This window comes from Allobosea sp. FBZP-16 (genome assembly GCF_002831785.1).
GTDB lineage: Bacteria > Pseudomonadota > Alphaproteobacteria > Rhizobiales > Beijerinckiaceae > Allobosea > Allobosea lupini.
The window spans coordinates 36,697-53,979 of the sequence record NZ_LNCQ01000056.1; the positions used below are offsets into that span (position 1 = coordinate 36,697).

The 17,283-nt window shown below is 67.2% G+C and carries 15 protein-coding genes; 8 read left to right on the forward strand and 7 right to left on the reverse strand.

Annotated elements, in window-relative coordinates; genetic code table 11:
- Nucleotides 1-311 precede the first annotated feature (311 nt).
- Complete coding sequence (locus CXY91_RS27830; protein WP_100965226.1) at nt 312-1,637, forward strand: MFS transporter; 1,326 nt, start codon at nt 312-314, stop codon at nt 1,635-1,637.
- Between the two features lie 38 nt (nt 1,638-1,675).
- On the opposite strand, the gene gltX is transcribed toward CXY91_RS27830, so the two are convergent.
- Nucleotides 1,676-3,016: a glutamate--tRNA ligase gene (gltX, locus tag CXY91_RS27835; RefSeq protein ID WP_100965228.1), complete on the reverse strand. Its 1,341-nt coding sequence runs from the start codon at nt 3,014-3,016 to the stop codon at nt 1,676-1,678.
- A gap of 138 nt (nt 3,017-3,154) precedes the next feature.
- Between gltX and CXY91_RS27840 the strand changes: the two genes are divergently transcribed.
- Nucleotides 3,155-3,934: a peptidoglycan-binding domain-containing protein gene (locus CXY91_RS27840; protein WP_100965230.1), complete on the forward strand. Its 780-nt coding sequence runs from the start codon at nt 3,155-3,157 to the stop codon at nt 3,932-3,934.
- Here the strand turns inward: CXY91_RS27840 and CXY91_RS27845 are convergent.
- Nucleotides 3,931-5,670, reverse strand: a complete 1,740-nt coding sequence (locus CXY91_RS27845; RefSeq protein WP_100965232.1) for an NAD+ synthase — start codon at nt 5,668-5,670, stop codon at nt 3,931-3,933. The genes CXY91_RS27840 and CXY91_RS27845 overlap by 4 nt on opposite strands.
- Nucleotides 5,671-5,823: 153 nt before the next feature.
- Complete coding sequence (locus CXY91_RS27850; RefSeq protein ID WP_199777585.1) at nt 5,824-6,042, reverse strand: Dabb family protein; 219 nt, start codon at nt 6,040-6,042, stop codon at nt 5,824-5,826.
- Between the two features lie 162 nt (nt 6,043-6,204).
- Here CXY91_RS27850 and CXY91_RS27855 point away from each other — a divergent pair, with 162 nt between their 5' ends.
- Nucleotides 6,205-7,077: an outer membrane protein gene (locus CXY91_RS27855; protein ID WP_158673617.1), complete on the forward strand. Its 873-nt coding sequence runs from the start codon at nt 6,205-6,207 to the stop codon at nt 7,075-7,077.
- Nucleotides 7,078-7,149: 72 nt separating this feature from the next.
- Here the strand turns inward: CXY91_RS27855 and CXY91_RS27860 are convergent, their stop codons facing one another.
- Nucleotides 7,150-8,535, reverse strand: coding sequence for a class II 3-deoxy-7-phosphoheptulonate synthase (locus CXY91_RS27860; RefSeq protein WP_091830738.1), 1,386 nt, complete (start codon nt 8,533-8,535; stop codon nt 7,150-7,152).
- A 389-nt stretch (nt 8,536-8,924) separates the two neighbouring features.
- Here CXY91_RS27860 and CXY91_RS27865 point away from each other — a divergent pair, with 389 nt between their 5' ends.
- Nucleotides 8,925-9,962 carry an alpha/beta hydrolase gene (locus CXY91_RS27865; RefSeq protein ID WP_100965236.1) on the forward strand — a complete coding sequence of 346 codons (1,038 nt, stop codon included), beginning with the start codon at nt 8,925-8,927 and terminating at the stop codon, nt 9,960-9,962.
- Here CXY91_RS27865 and CXY91_RS27870 read toward each other — a convergent pair.
- The gene (locus CXY91_RS27870) at nt 9,886-10,857 is read right to left on the reverse strand and encodes a LysR family transcriptional regulator (RefSeq protein WP_100965238.1); all 972 of its coding nucleotides are present in this window, start codon (nt 10,855-10,857) and stop codon (nt 9,886-9,888) included. The two genes, CXY91_RS27865 and CXY91_RS27870, sit on opposite strands and share 77 nt — an antisense overlap.
- 98 nt (nt 10,858-10,955) lie before the next feature.
- Here CXY91_RS27870 and CXY91_RS30425 point away from each other — a divergent pair, with 98 nt between their 5' ends.
- Nucleotides 10,956-11,171, forward strand: a complete 216-nt coding sequence (locus CXY91_RS30425; protein WP_158673618.1) for a hypothetical protein — start codon at nt 10,956-10,958, stop codon at nt 11,169-11,171.
- Between the two features lie 6 nt (nt 11,172-11,177).
- Here the strand turns inward: CXY91_RS30425 and gor are convergent, their stop codons facing one another.
- Both gor and CXY91_RS27880 read right to left on the reverse strand, forming a co-directional pair.
- Complete coding sequence (gor, locus tag CXY91_RS27875; protein ID WP_100965240.1) at nt 11,178-12,551, reverse strand: glutathione-disulfide reductase; 1,374 nt, start codon at nt 12,549-12,551, stop codon at nt 11,178-11,180.
- Complete coding sequence (locus CXY91_RS27880) at nt 12,544-13,845, reverse strand: O-antigen ligase family protein (protein WP_100965242.1); 1,302 nt, start codon at nt 13,843-13,845, stop codon at nt 12,544-12,546. Before CXY91_RS27880 ends, gor begins: the two co-directional genes overlap by 8 nt.
- A gap of 296 nt (nt 13,846-14,141) precedes the next feature.
- Here CXY91_RS27880 and CXY91_RS27885 point away from each other — a divergent pair, with 296 nt between their 5' ends.
- The 3 genes from CXY91_RS27885 (at nt 14,142) to CXY91_RS27895 (ending at nt 17,214) form a co-directional block, all read left to right on the forward strand.
- Nucleotides 14,142-15,104: a Bug family tripartite tricarboxylate transporter substrate binding protein gene (locus CXY91_RS27885; RefSeq protein ID WP_091830755.1), complete on the forward strand. Its 963-nt coding sequence runs from the start codon at nt 14,142-14,144 to the stop codon at nt 15,102-15,104.
- 111 nt (nt 15,105-15,215) lie between these two features.
- Nucleotides 15,216-15,695, forward strand: coding sequence for a tripartite tricarboxylate transporter TctB family protein (locus CXY91_RS27890; RefSeq protein WP_091830757.1), 480 nt, complete (start codon nt 15,216-15,218; stop codon nt 15,693-15,695).
- Nucleotides 15,696-15,714: 19 nt separating this feature from the next.
- Complete coding sequence (locus CXY91_RS27895) at nt 15,715-17,214, forward strand: tripartite tricarboxylate transporter permease (RefSeq protein ID WP_091830759.1); 1,500 nt, start codon at nt 15,715-15,717, stop codon at nt 17,212-17,214.
- Nucleotides 17,215-17,283: the final 69 nt, after the last annotated feature.

Here is a 17,283-nt window from a genome sequence, read left to right on the forward strand (position 1 = left end):
GCGGCAAGCTGAAAGTTCCTCGGCTCTCATCCCGAGGAGCCGGCAACAGCCTGCGTCTCGAAAGATGCGCCAGCCTGTTCCGGCACCTCCTCAAGCATGCTTCGAGGCGCCGCTTCCGAGGCGCCGCTTCGCGGCTCCTCAGGATAAGGGCGAGGTTGTCAGAACTGGCCAGCGGACCAGCGCCGTCATGCGCTGGAAGCAAGGCTGCTCAAATCTTCCGTCGCTGACAGGCCAGGAACGCAAGGCGTAGACCTGAGTTCTGCTGCCGGCGCCCGCTGCTGCTCGCGCCGCCCTCGAAAGCGGAGCGAGCCATGTCCAATCCAGCAACCGCAACGCCTGCCCCTCAGGGCCTCGACTTCGCCGATACGGCGCGACGCCTGAAGGCGATCTTCATCGGCTCGGTCGGCAACCTCGTCGAATGGTATGATTTCTACGCCTACACCGCCTTCGCGCTTTACTTCGCACCGAAGTTCTTCCCCTCGCATGACCCGGTGGTGGTGCAGCTCAACGCAGCAACGCTGTTCGCCGCCGGCTTCATCGTTCGCCCGATCGGCGGCTGGCTCTTCGGCCATATCGCCGACCGCTACGGGCGGCGGCTCTCACTGACCGTCTCGGTGCTGATGATGTGCTTCGGCTCGCTGATCATCGCGCTGACGCCGACCTATGAGACGATCGGCTTCGCCGCGCCGGTGCTGCTGGCGCTGGCCCGGATCATCGAGGGGCTGAGCCTCGGCGGCGAGTATGGAGCGAGCGCGACCTATCTCACCGAGATCGCCCATCCAGACCATCGCGGCTTCTATTCGAGCTTCCAGTACGTGACGCTGATCGGCGGGCAGCTCACTGCCATTCTGGTGCTGCTGCTCCTGCAGAACGTCTTCCTGACGCATGAGCAGCTGGTCGACTGGGGCTGGCGCATCCCCTTCGTGATCGGCGCGATGCTGGCCGTCACCGCCATGTTCATGCGCCGGCACATGCACGAGACGGAGGCCTTCGCCGAGGCCAACAAGATCAAGAAAAAGGAAAGCTCGCTGCGCGGCCTGCTGAAATATCCGCGCGAGGTCGCGATCGTGGTCGGGCTAACGGCGGGCGGCACCGCCGCCTTCTACACCTTCACCACCTATATGCAGACCTTCGTGAAGCAGACCGTCGGCCTTTCCGACATCACCACCACCTATGTGATCGCGGGCTCGCTGATCTTCGCCTCGATCCTGCAGCCGATCTACGGCCTGATCTCCGACCGGATCGGCCGCAAACCGCTGCTGATCTTCTTCGGCCTCGCCGGGACCCTGCTCACCGTGCCGATCCTGACCACGCTGGCGCAGACCAAGTCGCCATGGGTCGCCTTCCTGCTGATCTCCGGCGCCTGGCTCTTCGTCGCCGGCTACACCTCGATCAACGCGGTGGTGAAGGCGGAACTGTTCCCGACCTCGATCCGCGCCACCGGCGTCGCCGTGCCCTATGCCCTGACCGTCTCGATCTTCGGCGGCACCGCGCCGGCAATCGCCCTGTTCTTCAAGCAGCAGGGCCACGAGCAGTGGTTCTACTACTACCTCTCGGCGGTGATCTTCATCTCGCTGCTGGTCTATTCGACCATGCGCGACACCAAACACGAGACGGCGATGGACCGGCACGCGTGAGGGGCTCGGCTCACGAGCCTTCGCGATGGCGGTACAGCCTACGCCGCTTCGCCTGCGAGCCGCTTCAGCGCCTTTTCGCGCCCGATCAGCGGCAGCAGCACCGCCAGCTCGGGGCCATGATCGCGGCCGGTCAGCGCCTGGCGTAGCGGCATGAACAGCGCCTTGCCCTTGGCGCCGGTCTCAGCTGCTACGGCCTGCGTCCAGCTCTTCCAGGTCGCCTGATCGAACGGTTCCGCCGGCAGCAGCGAAGCCGCAGCCGCAGCGAATGACGGATCGGCAATCTGCGTCTCGATCGGCCCCTCGACGATCGTCCACCAGTCCCTGGCGTCCGACAGCCGGGCGAGATTGCCGCGCACGGCGAGCCAGAACGGCTCGCTGGCGGGAATGCCGAGATCTTTCAGCCGCTCCTCGACGGTGGCGAAGTCGAGCTGGTGCAGGGTGCGGGCGGACAGCGTCTCCAGCTCGTGCTCGTCGAACTTGGCCGGCGCACGCGAGACATGGGCGAGATCCACCAGCCCGGCGAGTTCGTCGAGGCTCGACACCGGCCGAACCGCCTCCGACGAGCCTGTGAGCACCGCGAGCGCCGCCACCGCCAGCGATTCGATGCCGGATTCGCGCAGGCCCCGCAGCGAGAGATGGCCGAGGCGCTTCGACAGCCCCTCGCCGCTCGCGGTGGTCAGCAGGTTGTGATGGCCGAAGGCCGGCAGCGCCCCGCCCAATGCCTGCATGATCTGGATCTGCACGGCGGTGTTGGTGACGTGGTCCTCGCCGCGGATGACATGGGTGATGCCCATGTCGAGATCGTCGACGACCGAGGGCAGCGTATAGGGATAGGTGCCGTCCTCGCGCACGAGCACGGTATCGGAGAGCGAGGCGCAATCGACATGCGAGGGGCCGCGGACGAGGTCGTCCCAGCCGACCTCCTCCCAGTCGAGCAGGAAGCGCCAATGCGGCTTGCGGCCTTCCGCTTCGAGCCTGGCGCGCTCCTCGGCCGTCAGCTTCAGGCCGGCGCGGTCGTAGACGGGGGGCAGACCGCGGGCGAGCTGGCGCTTGCGCTTGCGGTCCAGCTCGTCGGCGCTCTCATAGCAGGGGTAGAGGCGGCCAGCGGCGCGCAGCTTGTCTGCCGCGCCATCGTAGAGCGCGATCCGTTCAGACTGCTTGACGCTGGCGTCGGGAACGACGCCGAGCCAGGCAAGGTCCTCGGCGATGGCGTCAGCGAACTCCGGCTTCGAGCGCGCCTGGTCGGTATCGTCATAGCGCAGCAGGAAGCGCCCGACATGCCGCTTGGCGAACAGCCAGTTGAACATCAGCGAGCGGGCATTGCCGATGTGGAGATAGCCGGTCGGCGACGGGGCGGTGCGGACGAAAGGAGTGGTCATGACCGGCCGCTTGTCGCGCGGGAACGGCGCGAGGGCAAGGGCATCGCAGAAGCTGGGTTGAAGGAGATCGACAAGCGCTCGGATTGACGCAAGGTTAGATGGCGACGGGGATGTCGATCTCTGCGCTGGGAGGCGAGGATGAGCATCACGGCTTCAGTCGGTCTGGGAGGCAAGAACACCGTTGCGGATACGCGCCTGATCCAGGCGAGCATCAACCCGCATTTCAAGGCGCTGGGCATCGATCTGCTTGAGGTCGACGGCAAATGCGGGCCGCTGACCCGGGGCGCGATCAAGCGCTACCAGCAAGTCTTCCTCAAGATGACGAGCCCGGATTCGCGGGTCGACCCGGGCGGCAAGACTGTCCTGCACATGGCCAATAATCCGGCGCCGGCGGACGTGGTGGTCAGTGCCTCGCGCCTGCCGATCAAGCTCAAGGCCGGCGACTTCCTGCAGGTGCCGGTGGTGATGGACCCGGCCGACGGCACGGTGCAGGACGCCTACACCGCCTTCGAATACGAGATTTTCGACAAGGGCGCCCGCATGGTCGGGACCGATTTTGCCTTCGGCGTGCCCAATGACATCGAAGTCTGGCCGAATGCGCAGGTCCGGATCGGCGTGACGCTGGACCCGGGCCTGCTCGCTCACGAGCAGTTCCACTACGATGTCGGCTTCGTCGTCTGCCGCGCGCTGGCGCACCAGCTCACCATCGCGCGCGCTCCGACGATCGGCGGGCTGATCACGCAGCTCAACAGCCTCGTCGACCTGCACATCAAGCGCCGCGTCAAGCTGATCCAGCGCCGTTACGACGTCGACACCCAGCATGGCGCCAATGCCAAGTACCAGCGCATCTGGCTCGACCGGATGACGGCCTGCATCGCCAATCCGACAGCGAACCAGATCGGCGGGTTCTGGCTCTAGAAATCGAAGCTCTCGGCCCCGGCCTTGCCGACGCCCTTGACCAGCTGCCGATCCGGCTCATGCGCCGGCTCGCCAGGATCGCGGAAGCGGTTGACGATCGGATAGCGCCGATCGCGGCCGAAGTTCTTGCGGGTGACCTTGACGCCCGGCGCAGCCTGCCGGCGCTTGTACTCGGCGAGATAGAGCAGGCGCTCGACCTTCTGCACCGTCTCCAGGTCGTGACCGCGGGCGACGATGTCGGACAGGCGCATCTCGTGCTCGATCAGGCAGGCGAGGATGTCGTCGAGCACGTCATAGGGCGGCAGCGAGTCCTGATCCTTCTGGTTCTCGCGCAGCTCCGCCGAGGGCGGCTTGACGATGATGTTCTCGGGGATCACCTCGCCGTCCGGCCCGAGCGCGCCCGCCGGCTTCCAGCGATTGCGCAAGGCGCTCAGCCTGAAGACCTCGGTCTTGTAGAGGTCCTTGATCGGGTTGTAGCCGCCGTTCATGTCGCCATAGAGCGTGGCGTAGCCGCAGGACATCTCCGACTTGTTGCCGGTCGTCACCACCATTGGCCCGAACTTGTTCGAGATCGACATCAGCAGCGTGCCGCGCACCCGGCTCTGCAGGTTCTCCTCGGTGATGCCGCGATTGGTGCCGGCGAAGAGCTCGGCCAGCGCCGCCTCGAAGCCCTCGACGGGCTCGGCGATCGGCACGATCTCGTAGCGCACGCCGAGCGCGTCGGCACAGGCTTTTGCGTCGTCGAGGCTCTCCTGCGAGGTGAAGCGATAGGGCATCATCACGCAGCGCACGCGCTCCGCGCCCAGCGCATCGACCGCCATGGCGGCGCAGATGGCGGAGTCGATGCCGCCGGAGAGGCCGAGCACGACGCCAGGAAAGCGGTTCTTCTCGACATAGTCGCGCAAGCCCAGCACGCAGGCGGCGTAGTCGGCCTCGTCGCCGCTCTCCACCGGGGCGACCTCGCCCGGCAGGCAGCGCCAGCCATCAGGCCCGCGCTCCCAATCCGTGATGCGAACAGCCTCGCGGAAGGCCGGCAACTGATGCGCGAAGCTGCGGTCGGCATTGAGGACGAAGGAGGCGCCCTCGAAGACGAGCTCGTCCTGGCCGCCGAGCTGGTTGAGATAGACCATGGGCAGGCCGCTCTCGACGACGCGGGCGACGGCGACGTTGAGCCGCTCCTCGATGACGCCGCGGCGGAAGGGCGAGCCGTTCGGGACCAGCAGGATCTCGCCGCCGGTCTCGGCGATACACTCGACGACCTCCTCGTCCCAGATGTCCTCGCAGATCGGAATGCCCAGGCGGACATGGTTGCGGAAGACGACCGGGCCGGGCAGCGGCCCCGGCTCGAACACGCGCTTCTCGTCGAAGACGCCGTAATTGGGCAGGTCGACCTTGAAGCGCACCGACTGGATCAGGCCGCCGTCGAGCAGCGCATAGGCGTTGTAGAGCTTGCCGTCCTCGAGCCAGGGCAGTCCGACGAGCACGGCCGGGCCGCCATCGGCAGTCTCGCGGGCGAGGTCTTCGCAGGCCTTGCGGCAGGCGTCCTGGAAGGCCGGCTTCAGCACCAGGTCCTCCGGTGGATAGGCCGAGAGGAAGAGCTCCGGGAACATCACGAGCTCGGCGCCGCCGGCGGCCGCCTCGCGGCGGGCGGCGCGCACCTTGGCGGCGTTGCCGGCGACGTCGCCGACGATCGGGTTGAGCTGGGCGAGCGCCAGGCGGAGAGAGGTCGCGGTCATGCTCTGGATGTAGCTTGCGGTCCGCGCGCCAGCAACGGGCCGGCGTCCTGCCCGCCCCTGCGTTTTCGCAAGGTCGGGTCAGCTCAGCGCCGAGCGGAAATCGGCGGACCAGCGCCGTTCGCGCAAGGGGTGCACGGCTCGCGTCGTCTCGTCCTATGTCGGATGCGCCCTCCAGGCCGCGAGCGCGGCCTCGTCGGCGAACTCGCCGTAGACGACGATGTCGGCGGCATCGCCGATCGGATCGATCATGGCGTTGGCAGCGACCTCGAAGGCGAGCGCATGCGGGATTTCGCCCAGCCGGTTCAGCAGGCGCCTGGTCCTGTCGAGATCCTCGGCGTGCTTGACCGTGAAGAAAACGATATGCCGGATCATCCGTGCTCCTACGGCTGCCCTGCCCGGCCTTCGACGCGGGCGATCTCTTCAGAAGCCGGCGGGATCGGCAGTCGCATTAACCCGACATTAGGGTTAACCGCGCATGAATCGTCTCCGGGCCGTTGCAACTGCTGCTTCGGCCGCTGCTCGGAGAGACACGCGATGCGTGCTGCATCAATCGCCGCCCTCGCCCCCGTCGTCGCGATGGCCTGCACGCTGGCGCTGCCGCAGGCGGCGCTGGGCGCCGACTATCTCAGGGGCTCGCAGATCGAGCAGCCAGTGGAAGCACCGCCGATGTTCGGCGGAGGCCGCTTCGACTGGTCCGGCTTCTATTTCGGCGGCGGCGCGGGCGTGAGCGAGACCAAGTTCAAGCCGGGCGAAGGCCTGCGCGCCCTGGCGAATTCCGCCTTCCGCAACACCGATCTCGTCGCCGAACGCGACATGGGCTCGTTCATCAACGACCTGCCGGACAAGCGCGACAGCGGCACGCAGTTCTTCGGCATCGCCGGCTACAATTATCTCTTCGACGATGTCGTCCTCGGCCTCGAGGCGGACTACACCCGCTCGGGACACGAATACCGGGTGACCGACTACATCTCCCGGCGCAGCACCATGTCGAGCGGCCGCGTCTATGATTGGGCGATGGCGACCGACCAGGCGGCCAAGCTCAACGACTATGCCACGCTGCGCCTGCGCATGGGCTGGGCCTATGGCCGGATCATGCCTTTCGCGACGATCGGCGCGGCGCTCGGCCGTTTCAACACGACCTCGACGATCGACGCAGATATCCTGATCGTCAACAATGCCAACCAAGCCAATGAAACCCGCAATCGCGCCGACGGTTATCCGCTGCGCGTCGGGAGCATCCGCAAGAACACCTACGCCTTCGGCCTGTCCGGCGGCGTCGGCGTCGACTGGGCCCTGACCGACAATCTGTTCCTGCGGGCCGAGTACCAGATCGTCCGCTTCGCCGAGGTCGAGGGCACGACGACGACGGTCAACACCGGCCGCATCGCCGCCGCGCTGAAGTTCTGACGGCCGCGATCCTCCACATGACAAGGGCCGCAGCGCTGCTGCGGCCCTGTTTCTTTGGCGGTGCTGCCGGGATCACTCGGCCGCTTCGACCTCGGGCCGGGCCCGGCCGGCGCGCTCGCGCTTGACCAGCTCGGCGACGAGGAAGGCGAGCTCCAGCGCCTGCTCGGCATTGAGGCGCGGATCGCAGACCGTGTGGTAGCGGTCGTTGAGATCGGCGTCGGTCATGCCGCGGGCGCCGCCGGTGCATTCGGTGACGTTCTTGCCGGTCATCTCGAGATGCAGGCCGCCGGCATGCGTGCCTTCAGCCTGATGGACGGCGAAAAAGTTCTTCACCTCGGTCAGGATCAGGTCGAACGGCCGGGTCTTGTAGCCGCTCGCCGCCTTGACCGTGTTGCCGTGCATCGGATCGCAGGACCAGACGACGTTGCGCCCTTCCCGCTTGGTGGCGCGCACCAGAGCCGGCAGGTGGTCGAAGACCTTGTCGGCGCCGAAGCGGCCGATCAGGACGAGGCGGCCGGCCTGGTTCTGCGGATCGAGCGCGTCGATCAGCTTGAGCAGCTCGTCCGGCTTGAGCGACGGGCCGCATTTCAGGCCGATCGGGTTCTTGATGCCGCGGAAGTATTCGACATGGGCGTGGTCGAGCTGGCGGGTGCGGTCACCGATCCAGACCATGTGGCCGGAGGTGGCGTACCAGTCGCCGGTGGTCGAGTCGACGCGGGTCAGCGCCTGCTCGTAGCCGAGCAGCAGCGCCTCGTGGCTGGTGTAGAAATCCGTCGTGCGCATCTCGGGATGCGTCTCGGGATCGACGCCGATGGCGCGCATGAAGTCGAGCGACTCGGTGATGCGGTCGCCCAGCTCCTGGTAGCGATGCGACTGCGGGCTGTCCTTGACGAAGCCGAGCATCCAGCGATGGGCGTTGTCGAGATTGGCGTAGCCGCCGGTGGCGAAGGCGCGGATCAGGTTGAGCGTCGCCGCCGACTGCCGGTAAGCCTCGATCTGCCGGCGCGGGTCGGGAATCCGTGACTCCGCCGTGAACTCGTTGTCGTTGATGATGTCGCCCTTGTAGCTCGGCAGTTCGACATCGCCGATCTTCTCGTTCGGGGCCGAGCGCGGCTTGGCGAACTGGCCGGCGATGCGGCCGACTTTCACCACCGGCGAGCCACCGGCGAAGGTCAGCACCACCGCCATCTGCAGGAAAAGCCGGAAGAAATCACGGATGTTGTCGGCCGAATGCTCGGCGAAACTCTCAGCGCAATCGCCGCCCTGAAGCAGGAAGGCTTCGCCGGCCGCGACCTTGCTCAACGCCCGCTTGAGCTTGCGCGCCTCGCCCGCAAAAACCAGCGGCGGAAAGCCGGCGAGCTGCTGCTCGACTGCCTTCAAGGCTGCCTGATCCGGATATTCCGGCATCTGCTGGACGGGCTTTGCCCTCCAGCTCTCGGGCGTCCACCGCTCGGACATGGGTCTTGCTCCTGATTTCACGCATCGCGCCTGCGTTAACCTCATCTTGGCGCGAACGGCGGCCTATACACCCGCAAGCTGCCTCTGGCCACCGTTACGGCAAGGACGAGAGGCCGCGGCCCGAAAGCACGAATCCCGTCAAGCGCTTGGCATGGTCGGCTGTCAAACGGATTCCAGGCGTTAAGACGCCGATTCAAAACCCTGCACCAGCGATTCAGCCGGCTCAGATTTTGAATCATGCGAAGCGGCAGCCTTTGATGCGCCGCCTGCATCAATCTCCCCGGCATTTGCATTTCACACCCGGCGGCAAAGGCCATTGTCTGCCTCGCGCGGCGTGTCCGAAGATGGCCGTGCAATCAACAACGCCGGTCGCGGCGATGGGAGGAACCATGAGACGTCACATTCTGGCGGCCGCTTTCGGCCTGGCCTGCGGCCTCGGTGCAGCGCAGGCCCAGCAGGCGCAGGAGCCGATCACGCTGCGCGGCATGGGCTCCTTCCATGTCGGCGGCAAGCTGGTCGAGATCTCGGGCCGGCCGGTCAAGGACGTGGTGTTCACGCCCGGCGGCACGCCCGCCCGCGTCGACCCGAATGGCACCTACCAGACCGGGCAGATGTATGTGCAGTACTTCCTGCCGCAGAACGAGAAGGGCTCCGTCCCGCTCCTGCTTTGGCATGGCGGCGGCATGACCGGCGTCAATTACGAGACGACGCCGGACGGCCGTCAGGGCTGGCTCGAATTCTTCCTGCGCAAGGGCTGGTCGGTCTACAATTCCGACGCGGTCGAGCGCGGACGCTCGAGCTGGGCGATGTACCCCGACGTCATCCCCGGCGAGCCTCTGTTCCTGACCACGGCGAACCCGTTCGAGCGCTTCCGCATCGGCGCAGGCGGCGGCTACGACGCCGACCCGGCCAAGCGCAAATACTTGGCCGGCAGCCAGTTCCCGGCCGAGGGCTACGACAATTTCGTCAAGCAGATTGTGCCGCGCTGGACCTCGACCGACCAGATGATCATCGACGCCTATATCGCCGAGGTCGACAAGGTCTGCCCCTGCGTCATCTCGTTCCACAGCCAGTCCGGCCAGTTCGGCTTCAAGGTGGCGCAGGCACGGCCCGACAAGGTCAAGGCGCTGATCGCGGTCGAGCCTGCCGGCATCGGCGATCCGGCCAAGGCGGCGGCGCTGAAGGACATCCCGGTGCTGATGGTCTTCGGCGACTATATCGAGCAGGACGCGCGCTGGCCGACCATCCGCAAGACCGCGACCGATTTCGGCGACAAGATCACCGCGGCCGGTGGCTCGGTCGATGTCGTCAACCTGCCCGCCGTCGGCATTACGGGCAACTCGCACATGCTCATGATGGACAAGAATAATCTGGCTGTCGCGCAGCTGATCCAGGACTGGCTGGCGAAGAAGGGGCTGACGAAATAGGCGCGGGCTCGCGCGCCTGCTCCAGCAGCCAGTCGCGGAACAGGCTGATCTTGCGCGCTGTCCGGCGCCTTGCCGGGTAGGTCAGCCAGTAATCGTAGCCGCCGGGAAGCATCAGGTCGAAGGGCTGGACCAGCAGCCCTTCGCAAAGCTCGCGCCGGAAGAAGATCGGCGAGCACATGGCCGCGCCATTGCCGGCGAGCGCGGCCGTGACTTCAAGCTGCTGTACGGCGAGGTCGAAGCCCGCCTCCACCGGCGTCGCCTCGGAATTGACCCCGGCGGCAGCGAACCAGCGATCCCAGGCCTCGGCCTTGCCGATGCGCTTCACGTGCAAGAGGTCCGAGGGTTGCGGAGGCCGGCCAAGATCGCGGAACAGATTCGGCCCGCACAGCGGCGTGAACTCGCTCTTCATCACCCAGTGCGCCTCTAGCCCCGGCCATTGGCCGCTGCCGCGCCGGATGGCCACGTCGCAGTCGTCGGCCTGCGGGTCACTGGGTCCGACCTTCGTGGTCATCCGCACCGCCAGCCCCGGATTGGCGCATTGGAACAGGCCTAGGCGCGGCACCAGCCAATTCGACGCGATGGTCGGCAGCGCCTGGATCGAGAGCACGCCTTCCGCCGTCTGCGTGACCGCGGCAAAGGCCGCGCGCAGGCCGTCAAAGGAATCCATCACCGACGACGCAAGGCGCTCGCCCGCCTCGGTCAAGACGACGCGTCGCGCCTGGCGCTGGAACAGCGGCAGGCCGAGCCGCTCCTCCAGCAGCTTGATCTGATAGCTCACCGCAGCCTGCGTCATGCCGAGCTCGGCCGCGGCGCGGGTGAAGCTGCCATGGCGCGCCGCCGCCTCGAAAGCGCGGATCGCGCTGAGCGGCGGCAGGCCCGTCGCCAGATCATTCATCAGCTGACCTTATGTATGTCGCGTCGAATCCAGTTTGTCCGCGAGGCCGATCGAGAGCATCCCTTGGCACAATCGACATCCACCTCGGGAGCCGCGTCATGTCGGCCGAAGTCAGCAGAAGTAATGGATATGTCAGCCTTATGCCAGCGCTACATGCGGTTCTCGCGCGCATTCGCCAGTTCCAGCGCAATCGCGTGGTCGCACTCGACGACCGCCTCGAACAGGAGGGCCTCAGCACCCATATGGCGCGCGACATCGGGCTCAGTGACGCAAGCCTGATTTATGACAGCCGCCGCTCCGATCGCGGCGGCTGATGCCCGTCAGAGAGCGCTCTTGCGCGGCGTGCGCATGGTGACGAGTTCTTCGGCCGCGCTCGGGTGCAACGCGACGGTGCGGTCGAAATCGGCCTTGGTCGCGCCCATGGTGACGGCGATCGCCACCGACTGGATGATCTCGCCGGCATCGTGGCCGAGGATGTGGACGCCGAGCACCTTGTCGGTCTCCGCGTCGACGACCAGCTTCATGTAGATGCGCTCGTCGCGGCCGGAGATGGTCGCCTTCATCGGCCGGAAGCCGGTCTCGAAGATGCGCAGCTCGCGGCCTGTCGCCAGCGCCTGCTGCTCGGTGAGGCCGACGCTGCCGAGCTCCGGCGTCGTGAACACGGCGGAGGCGACGAGGGCGTGATCGACCGTCCACGGCTTGCCGCCAAAGGTCGAGTCGGCGAAGGCATGGCCCTCGCGGATCGCCACCGGGGTCAGGTTGACGCGATCGGTGACGTCGCCCACAGCCGCGATCGACGGGACATTGGAGAGCGAGCCGGCATCGACCAGGACCTGGCCGATCGGGCCGAGCTTGACGCCGGCGGCTTCGAGGCCAAGCCCAGCCGTGTTCGGGCGGCGGCCGGTCGCGACCAGCACGACATCGGCATCGATCGGTGCGCCATGGGCGCAATGGGCCCGGCGCGTGCCATCCGGCAGCAATTCGATGCGGTTTACCGTGCAGCCGAGGCGCAAGGCGATGCCGGCATGGCCGAGCGCATCGCGCAGGCGAGTGCGCAGATCCTCGTCGAAGCCGCGCAGGACATTGTCGCCGCGATGCAGCAGCGTGACGGCGACGCCGAGCCGGGCGAAGATGCTGGCGAATTCGAGCGCGATATAGCCGCCGCCGATGACCAGCATGCGCCCGGGCAGGCTCGGCAGATGGAAGATCTCGTTCGAGGAGATGCCGAGCTCGCCGCCCGGGATCGGCGGATCGAAGGCGGGATGGCCGCCAGTCGCGACCAGGATGTGGCGGGCCCGGATCGTCTGACCGCTCTTTAGCAGCCTGACCTCGTGCGGCGCGGTGACGACGGCACGCTCCTCGCGGATTTCGACGCCGGCGCCGTCCAGGCCCTTGCGATAGAGGCCGGAGAGCCGCGTCACCTCTCCGGCGACGGCATCGCGCAGGGTCGGCCAGTCGAACTCAGGCTTGCCGACGCTCCAGCCGAAGCCGGCTGCATCCTCGAACTCGTCGGCGAAGCGACTGGCGTAGACGAAGAGCTTCTTGGGCACGCAGCCGCGGATGACGCAGGTGCCGCCGATGCGATCCTCTTCGGCGATCATCACGCGGGCGCCATGGCCTGCGGCGATGCGGGCGGCGCGCGTGCCACCCGAACCGGCTCCGATGACGAAGAGGTCGACGTCGAACTCAGCCATGATCATCCCCCCGCCGCGAGGCGGCAACTGTCCCAAACCAGAGAATGGCAGCGCCGAGCGCGGCGATCCACCAGCCCTGCCAGGCGCCATGCCCGACAACGGCGATCGAGAAAGCCGCCGTGAACAGGGCCAAGCGTGGCGCCAGCTCGGCCGGCGGCAGGCGCCGCAGTCGCGCGAGCAGCAGCAGCCCGGCGAGCGTCAGCACCCCCGCCCCGATCACGCCGGTTTCGGCCCAGGCCTGCAGCGGCATATCGTGCGGATGGCCGACACCCAGCAGCTCCCGCTCCGCAGCGGGAACTTCAGCCGCGACGGGGTGCTCACGCATAACGGCGGACGTACCGAAGCCGGTGCCGGCAACCGGGCGGACCCAGACGACCTCGCCGAAGCTCTGCCAGATGTCGATGCGCGCCTGTCCGGTCATGCTATTGAAGCGATCGAGGATCATGGAAGGCAGCCAGCGCTGCGCCGTCACGCCCAGCACGGGAGCGAGCGCCATGGTGGTAACGAAGGCGAGCGCCACCGCCGTCAACGCAAGGCGCGGGGCGAGCGCGGCGCAAGCCCAGCACAGCACCAGCACCGCGAGGCCGAGCCGCACCGAGGCGCTTTCTGAACGAACGGCGAAGATGGCGACCACAAGCATGAGCAGCACGGCCAGCAGCCGGTCAGCCCAATGAGCGCCCGGTCGCGACCAGAGCGCGTAGACCGTCGGCACTGCGAGGAGGAAGCAGGTGATCGCCGGACGATTGAAGACGAAGGCCATCATCTTGCCGGTGCCCAGCGCGGCACGCTGCGAGAGGCCCGAGGCGAGCTCGATCATCGAAAGGATGGCCGCAGCGAGGATCATCAGGGCGAGCGCGCGCAGGAACTGCGGCGTCGGCCGCCATTGCCCGGAGGTCGCAATCGCCAGCGCGAATACGATCGGCAGGATCAATTCCGCCCAGGCCTGCAGGGAAACGGAGGCCTTGTTGCTCCAGCCGATCGAAACCAGCGCCCAGGCAAGGAATGCGGCGATCGCCAGTGCCACAGGCGTGGCCAACAGGGCGCGCAGGCGGGCGATGCTCGCCGCGGCCGGCTCGGCCAGCAGTCCCGCCCCCAGGAAGGCCGCGGCGGCAAGGCCCAGCATCAGCGGAGCCGAGCGGTTCGCCAGCCACATGGCGAGCGGCAGCAAGACCAGGCAGACCACACCGGCGATACGAAGGGCCCGAACCGCCGCGGGCTCGCTCGCCCGTGCCGACGGAGCATCGCGCAGAGCATTCGAGGCAGTCGAGCTGGCTGGCGGAAAGATCTGACTCATGCGCTGCGGCTTACGCGATGCGGGAAGTGTCGCCTAGAGGCAGAAGGGCAGCCGGACATGCTCCGAACGAGATCGTCCGAACCCGTCCCGAGCTGGTCCAGCCCCACCAGGACCTACGACCTTAGGCGATCTCACCAGCTGCCTCTCGTCGAATTTTCCTGCGTGCACACGCCCCGGAAGCGAAACATCTTGACTTGTGATTATGCAATCAGGCGCAATTGATCCGTGGTCCGATGCGGTGCCACAGGGCGAGCGTCGACAATCGGCGTGCCAAACACGCCACTCGGGAGGTAACAATGCTCACGTCCTTCTTCAAGCGCGGGGCCGTGGCCGCCGTCGCCCTCGCCGGCCTCACCACGGCCGCCTTCGCGCAGATGGAACTGAAGATCATGGCTCCGGCCGCGCCCGGCGGCGGCTGGGACGGCACGGCGCGCTCGATGCAGCAGGCGCTGATGGCTGCAGGCATCTCCAAGAGCGTCCAGGTCAACAACGTCACCGGCGCCGGCGGCACGATCGGCCTCGCCCAGCTCATCGGCGCCAAGGGCGACGGCCACCAGCTGATGGTCAACGGCTTCGTCATGGTCGGCGCCATCCTGCTCAACAAGTCGCCGGTGAACCTGACCCAGGTGACACCGATCGCGCGCCTGACCGCCGAAGCAGAGGTCATCGTCGTTCCGACCGATTCCCCGCTGAAGTCGGCGAAGGACCTCGCCGAGCGCCTCAAGGCCGACCCGGCCAAGGTGACCTGGGCCGGCGGCTCGGCCGGCGGCACCGACCACATCCTGGCGGCTCTGTTCGCCCAGGCTGTCGGTGCCGACGCCAAGAAGATCAACTACATCCCGTTCTCGGGCGGCGGCGAGGCGCTGGCCGCAATGCTCGGCGGGCGCGTCACCGCCGGCGTCTCCGGCTATGGCGAGTTCGAAGGCCAGATCAAGGCCGGCAAGCTGCGCGTGCTCGCCGTCTCCTCGGCCAAGCGCCTCGACAATGCGCCGGACGCGCCGACGCTGAAGGAGCAGGGCATCGATCTCGAGCTGCTGAACTGGCGCTCGGTCGTCGCCCCTCCGGGCCTGTCGGCCGACCAGACCAAGGCGCTGATCGACGCGACCGAGAAGATGGTCAAGTCGAAGGAGTGGCAGGACATTCTCAAGGCCCGCGGCTGGGACGACGCCTATCTCGCCGGCCCGGCGTTCGACAGCTTCCTGAAGGAAGAGATCGCCCGCGTCTCCAAGGTCATGACCGAGGTCGGCCTGGTCAAGTGAGCCTGCCACGGCACAGCTGAGTGCGGGGCCGGGAGACCGGCCCCCTTTTTTCCTCTCGTTACCACTCGCCCTCCCCGGCTCCGGACATGCCGGGCAACGACGGATCATCCGATGAGCCAGGAGCCTCTCGCGCACCGACCGGACAAACCGGCCCTCCTGGTCGGCGTGCTGCTGCTCGCCGTCGCGGCGATCGTCGGCCATGACGCCTCGACCCAGACGATCACCTCGAATTACGGCCTTGGGCCGACGGCGATGCCTTATGTGATCTGCGGAGGGCTCGTGCTTCTCGGTCTGGCGCATCTGTTCGTCGCCTTCCGGGAGGGCCTGCCCAAGCCTGAGGCCGCCGACAAGAGCGCCCTGCTCTGGATCGCGGCGGGCCTTGTCGGCCTGATCGCCTCGATCGGCCTCGGCGGCGGCTTCGTGCTGGCGACCACGCTGATCTTCGCCTGCACCGCCCGCGGCTTCGGCCGCCGCGCCTTCCTCGTCGATGCGGCCATCGGCTTCGTGCTCGGACTGATCATCTTCCTGGTCTTCGCCAAGCTCCTGACGCTGATCCTGCCGTCAGGGCCGTTCGAGCAGCTCTTCCTCTGACGCCGAAGGCGGGTCAATCATGGACACTCTCCTCTCCCTGCTGAACGGCTTTTCCGTCGCTCTCGCGCCCTCGAAGCTGCTGTTCTGCCTGGTCGGCGTCTTCCTCGGCACCGCCGTCGGCGTGCTCCCCGGCATTGGCCCGGCGCTGACTGTCGCGCTGCTGCTGCCGGTCACCTTCAAGCTCGACCCCGCCGGCTCGCTGATCATGTTCGCCGGCATCTATTATGGCGGCATGTATGGCGGCTCGACCACGGCGATCCTGCTCAACGCCCCGGGCGAGAGCGCCTCGCTCGCGACCGCGCTCGAAGGCTCGAAGATGGCGAAGGCCGGCCGCGGCGGTCCGGCGCTCGCAACGTCGGCGATCGGCTCCTTCGTCGCCGGCCTGATCGCCACGATCGGCCTCGCGTTCCTGGCGCCCTGGCTGGTCGAGGTCGCGGTCAAATTCGGGCCGTGGGACTATTTCGCGCTGATGATCGTCGCCTTCGTCACGGTATCGGCGACCTTCGGCGACTCGCCCTTGCGCGGCCTGACCAGCCTGTTCCTCGGCATCACGCTCGGCCTGGTCGGCATCGACAAGCTGACCGGCCAGGCGCGCCTGACCTTCGGCGTGCCGGAGCTGCTCAACGGCATCGAGGTGACGACGCTCGCCGTCGGCCTGTTCGCGGTCGGCGAAGCCTTCTACGTCGCCTCCAAGCGCCTCCGCGAGCCTGAGGAGATCATCCCGATCAAGGGGTCGCTCTGGATGAGCAAGGAGGACTGGAAGCGCTCCTGGGCGCCCTGGCTGCGCGGCACCGCCTTCGGCTTCCCGATCGGCGCGCTGCCGGCCGGCGGCGCCGAGGTGCCGACCTTCCTCAGCTATTCGACCGAGAAGAGGCTGTGCAAATACCCGGAGGAGTTCGGCAAGGGCGCGATCGAGGGCGTCGCCGGTCCCGAGGCCGCCAACAACGCCTCGGCCGCCGGCACGCTGGTGCCGCTCCTGACCCTCGGCCTGCCGACCTCGGCGACCGCCGCGATCATGCTCGCCGGCTTCCAGCAATACGGGCTCAACCCCGGCCCGCTGCTCTTCGCCGAGAAGCCCGACCTGGTCTGGGGCCTGATCGCCTCGCTCTTCGTCGCCAACGTCCTGCTGGTGATCCTGAACCTGCCGCTGATCGGGCTGTGGGTGAAGCTGCTCGCCGTGCCGCAGCCCTGGCTCTATGCCGGCATCCTGGTCTTCGCGACCATGGGCACGCTCGCGGTCAACGGCTCGCCGGTCGAGCTCATGATGCTCTTCGCCTTCGGTTATCTCGGCTACCTGATGCGGCGCTACGACTATCCGGTCGCGCCGATGGTGGTCGGGCTGATCCTCGGGCCGATGGCGGAACAGCAATTGCGCCGCGCCCTGCAGATCAGCCTGGGCGATCCGATGATCCTGCTGGAGAACCCGATCTCGGCCACCCTGCTCGGCATCGCCTTCATCGCCCTCGTCGCGCCCTTCGTGATGAACGGGCTGAACAAGTTCAAGGCGGCAGAGGACTGACCTGCCAGCCGCAGCCGGGGCCGTACGCCTCGGCTGCGCGTGAACAAATATGGCGCGACTGTGTTCTTC

What these genes read in the sequence shown, in the direction of transcription:
- CXY91_RS27830 (WP_100965226.1), top strand. Translation starts at nt 312, where the DNA reads ATGTCCAATCCAGCAACCGCAACGCCTGCCCCTCAGGGCCTCGACTTC.
- gltX (WP_100965228.1), bottom strand. Translation starts at nt 3,016, where the DNA reads ATGACCACTCCTTTCGTCCGCACCGCCCCGTCGCCGACCGGCTATCTC.
- CXY91_RS27840 (WP_100965230.1), top strand. Translation starts at nt 3,155, where the DNA reads ATGAGCATCACGGCTTCAGTCGGTCTGGGAGGCAAGAACACCGTTGCG.
- CXY91_RS27845 (WP_100965232.1), bottom strand. Translation starts at nt 5,670, where the DNA reads ATGACCGCGACCTCTCTCCGCCTGGCGCTCGCCCAGCTCAACCCGATC.
- CXY91_RS27850 (WP_199777585.1), bottom strand. Translation starts at nt 6,042, where the DNA reads ATGATCCGGCATATCGTTTTCTTCACGGTCAAGCACGCCGAGGATCTC.
- CXY91_RS27855 (WP_158673617.1), top strand. Translation starts at nt 6,205, where the DNA reads ATGCGTGCTGCATCAATCGCCGCCCTCGCCCCCGTCGTCGCGATGGCC.
- CXY91_RS27860 (WP_091830738.1), bottom strand. Translation starts at nt 8,535, where the DNA reads ATGTCCGAGCGGTGGACGCCCGAGAGCTGGAGGGCAAAGCCCGTCCAG.
- CXY91_RS27865 (WP_100965236.1), top strand. Translation starts at nt 8,925, where the DNA reads ATGAGACGTCACATTCTGGCGGCCGCTTTCGGCCTGGCCTGCGGCCTC.
- CXY91_RS27870 (WP_100965238.1), bottom strand. Translation starts at nt 10,857, where the DNA reads ATGAATGATCTGGCGACGGGCCTGCCGCCGCTCAGCGCGATCCGCGCT.
- CXY91_RS30425 (WP_158673618.1), top strand. Translation starts at nt 10,956, where the DNA reads ATGTCGGCCGAAGTCAGCAGAAGTAATGGATATGTCAGCCTTATGCCA.
- gor (WP_100965240.1), bottom strand. Translation starts at nt 12,551, where the DNA reads ATGGCTGAGTTCGACGTCGACCTCTTCGTCATCGGAGCCGGTTCGGGT.
- CXY91_RS27880 (WP_100965242.1), bottom strand. Translation starts at nt 13,845, where the DNA reads ATGAGTCAGATCTTTCCGCCAGCCAGCTCGACTGCCTCGAATGCTCTG.
- CXY91_RS27885 (WP_091830755.1), top strand. Translation starts at nt 14,142, where the DNA reads ATGCTCACGTCCTTCTTCAAGCGCGGGGCCGTGGCCGCCGTCGCCCTC.
- CXY91_RS27890 (WP_091830757.1), top strand. Translation starts at nt 15,216, where the DNA reads ATGAGCCAGGAGCCTCTCGCGCACCGACCGGACAAACCGGCCCTCCTG.
- CXY91_RS27895 (WP_091830759.1), top strand. Translation starts at nt 15,715, where the DNA reads ATGGACACTCTCCTCTCCCTGCTGAACGGCTTTTCCGTCGCTCTCGCG.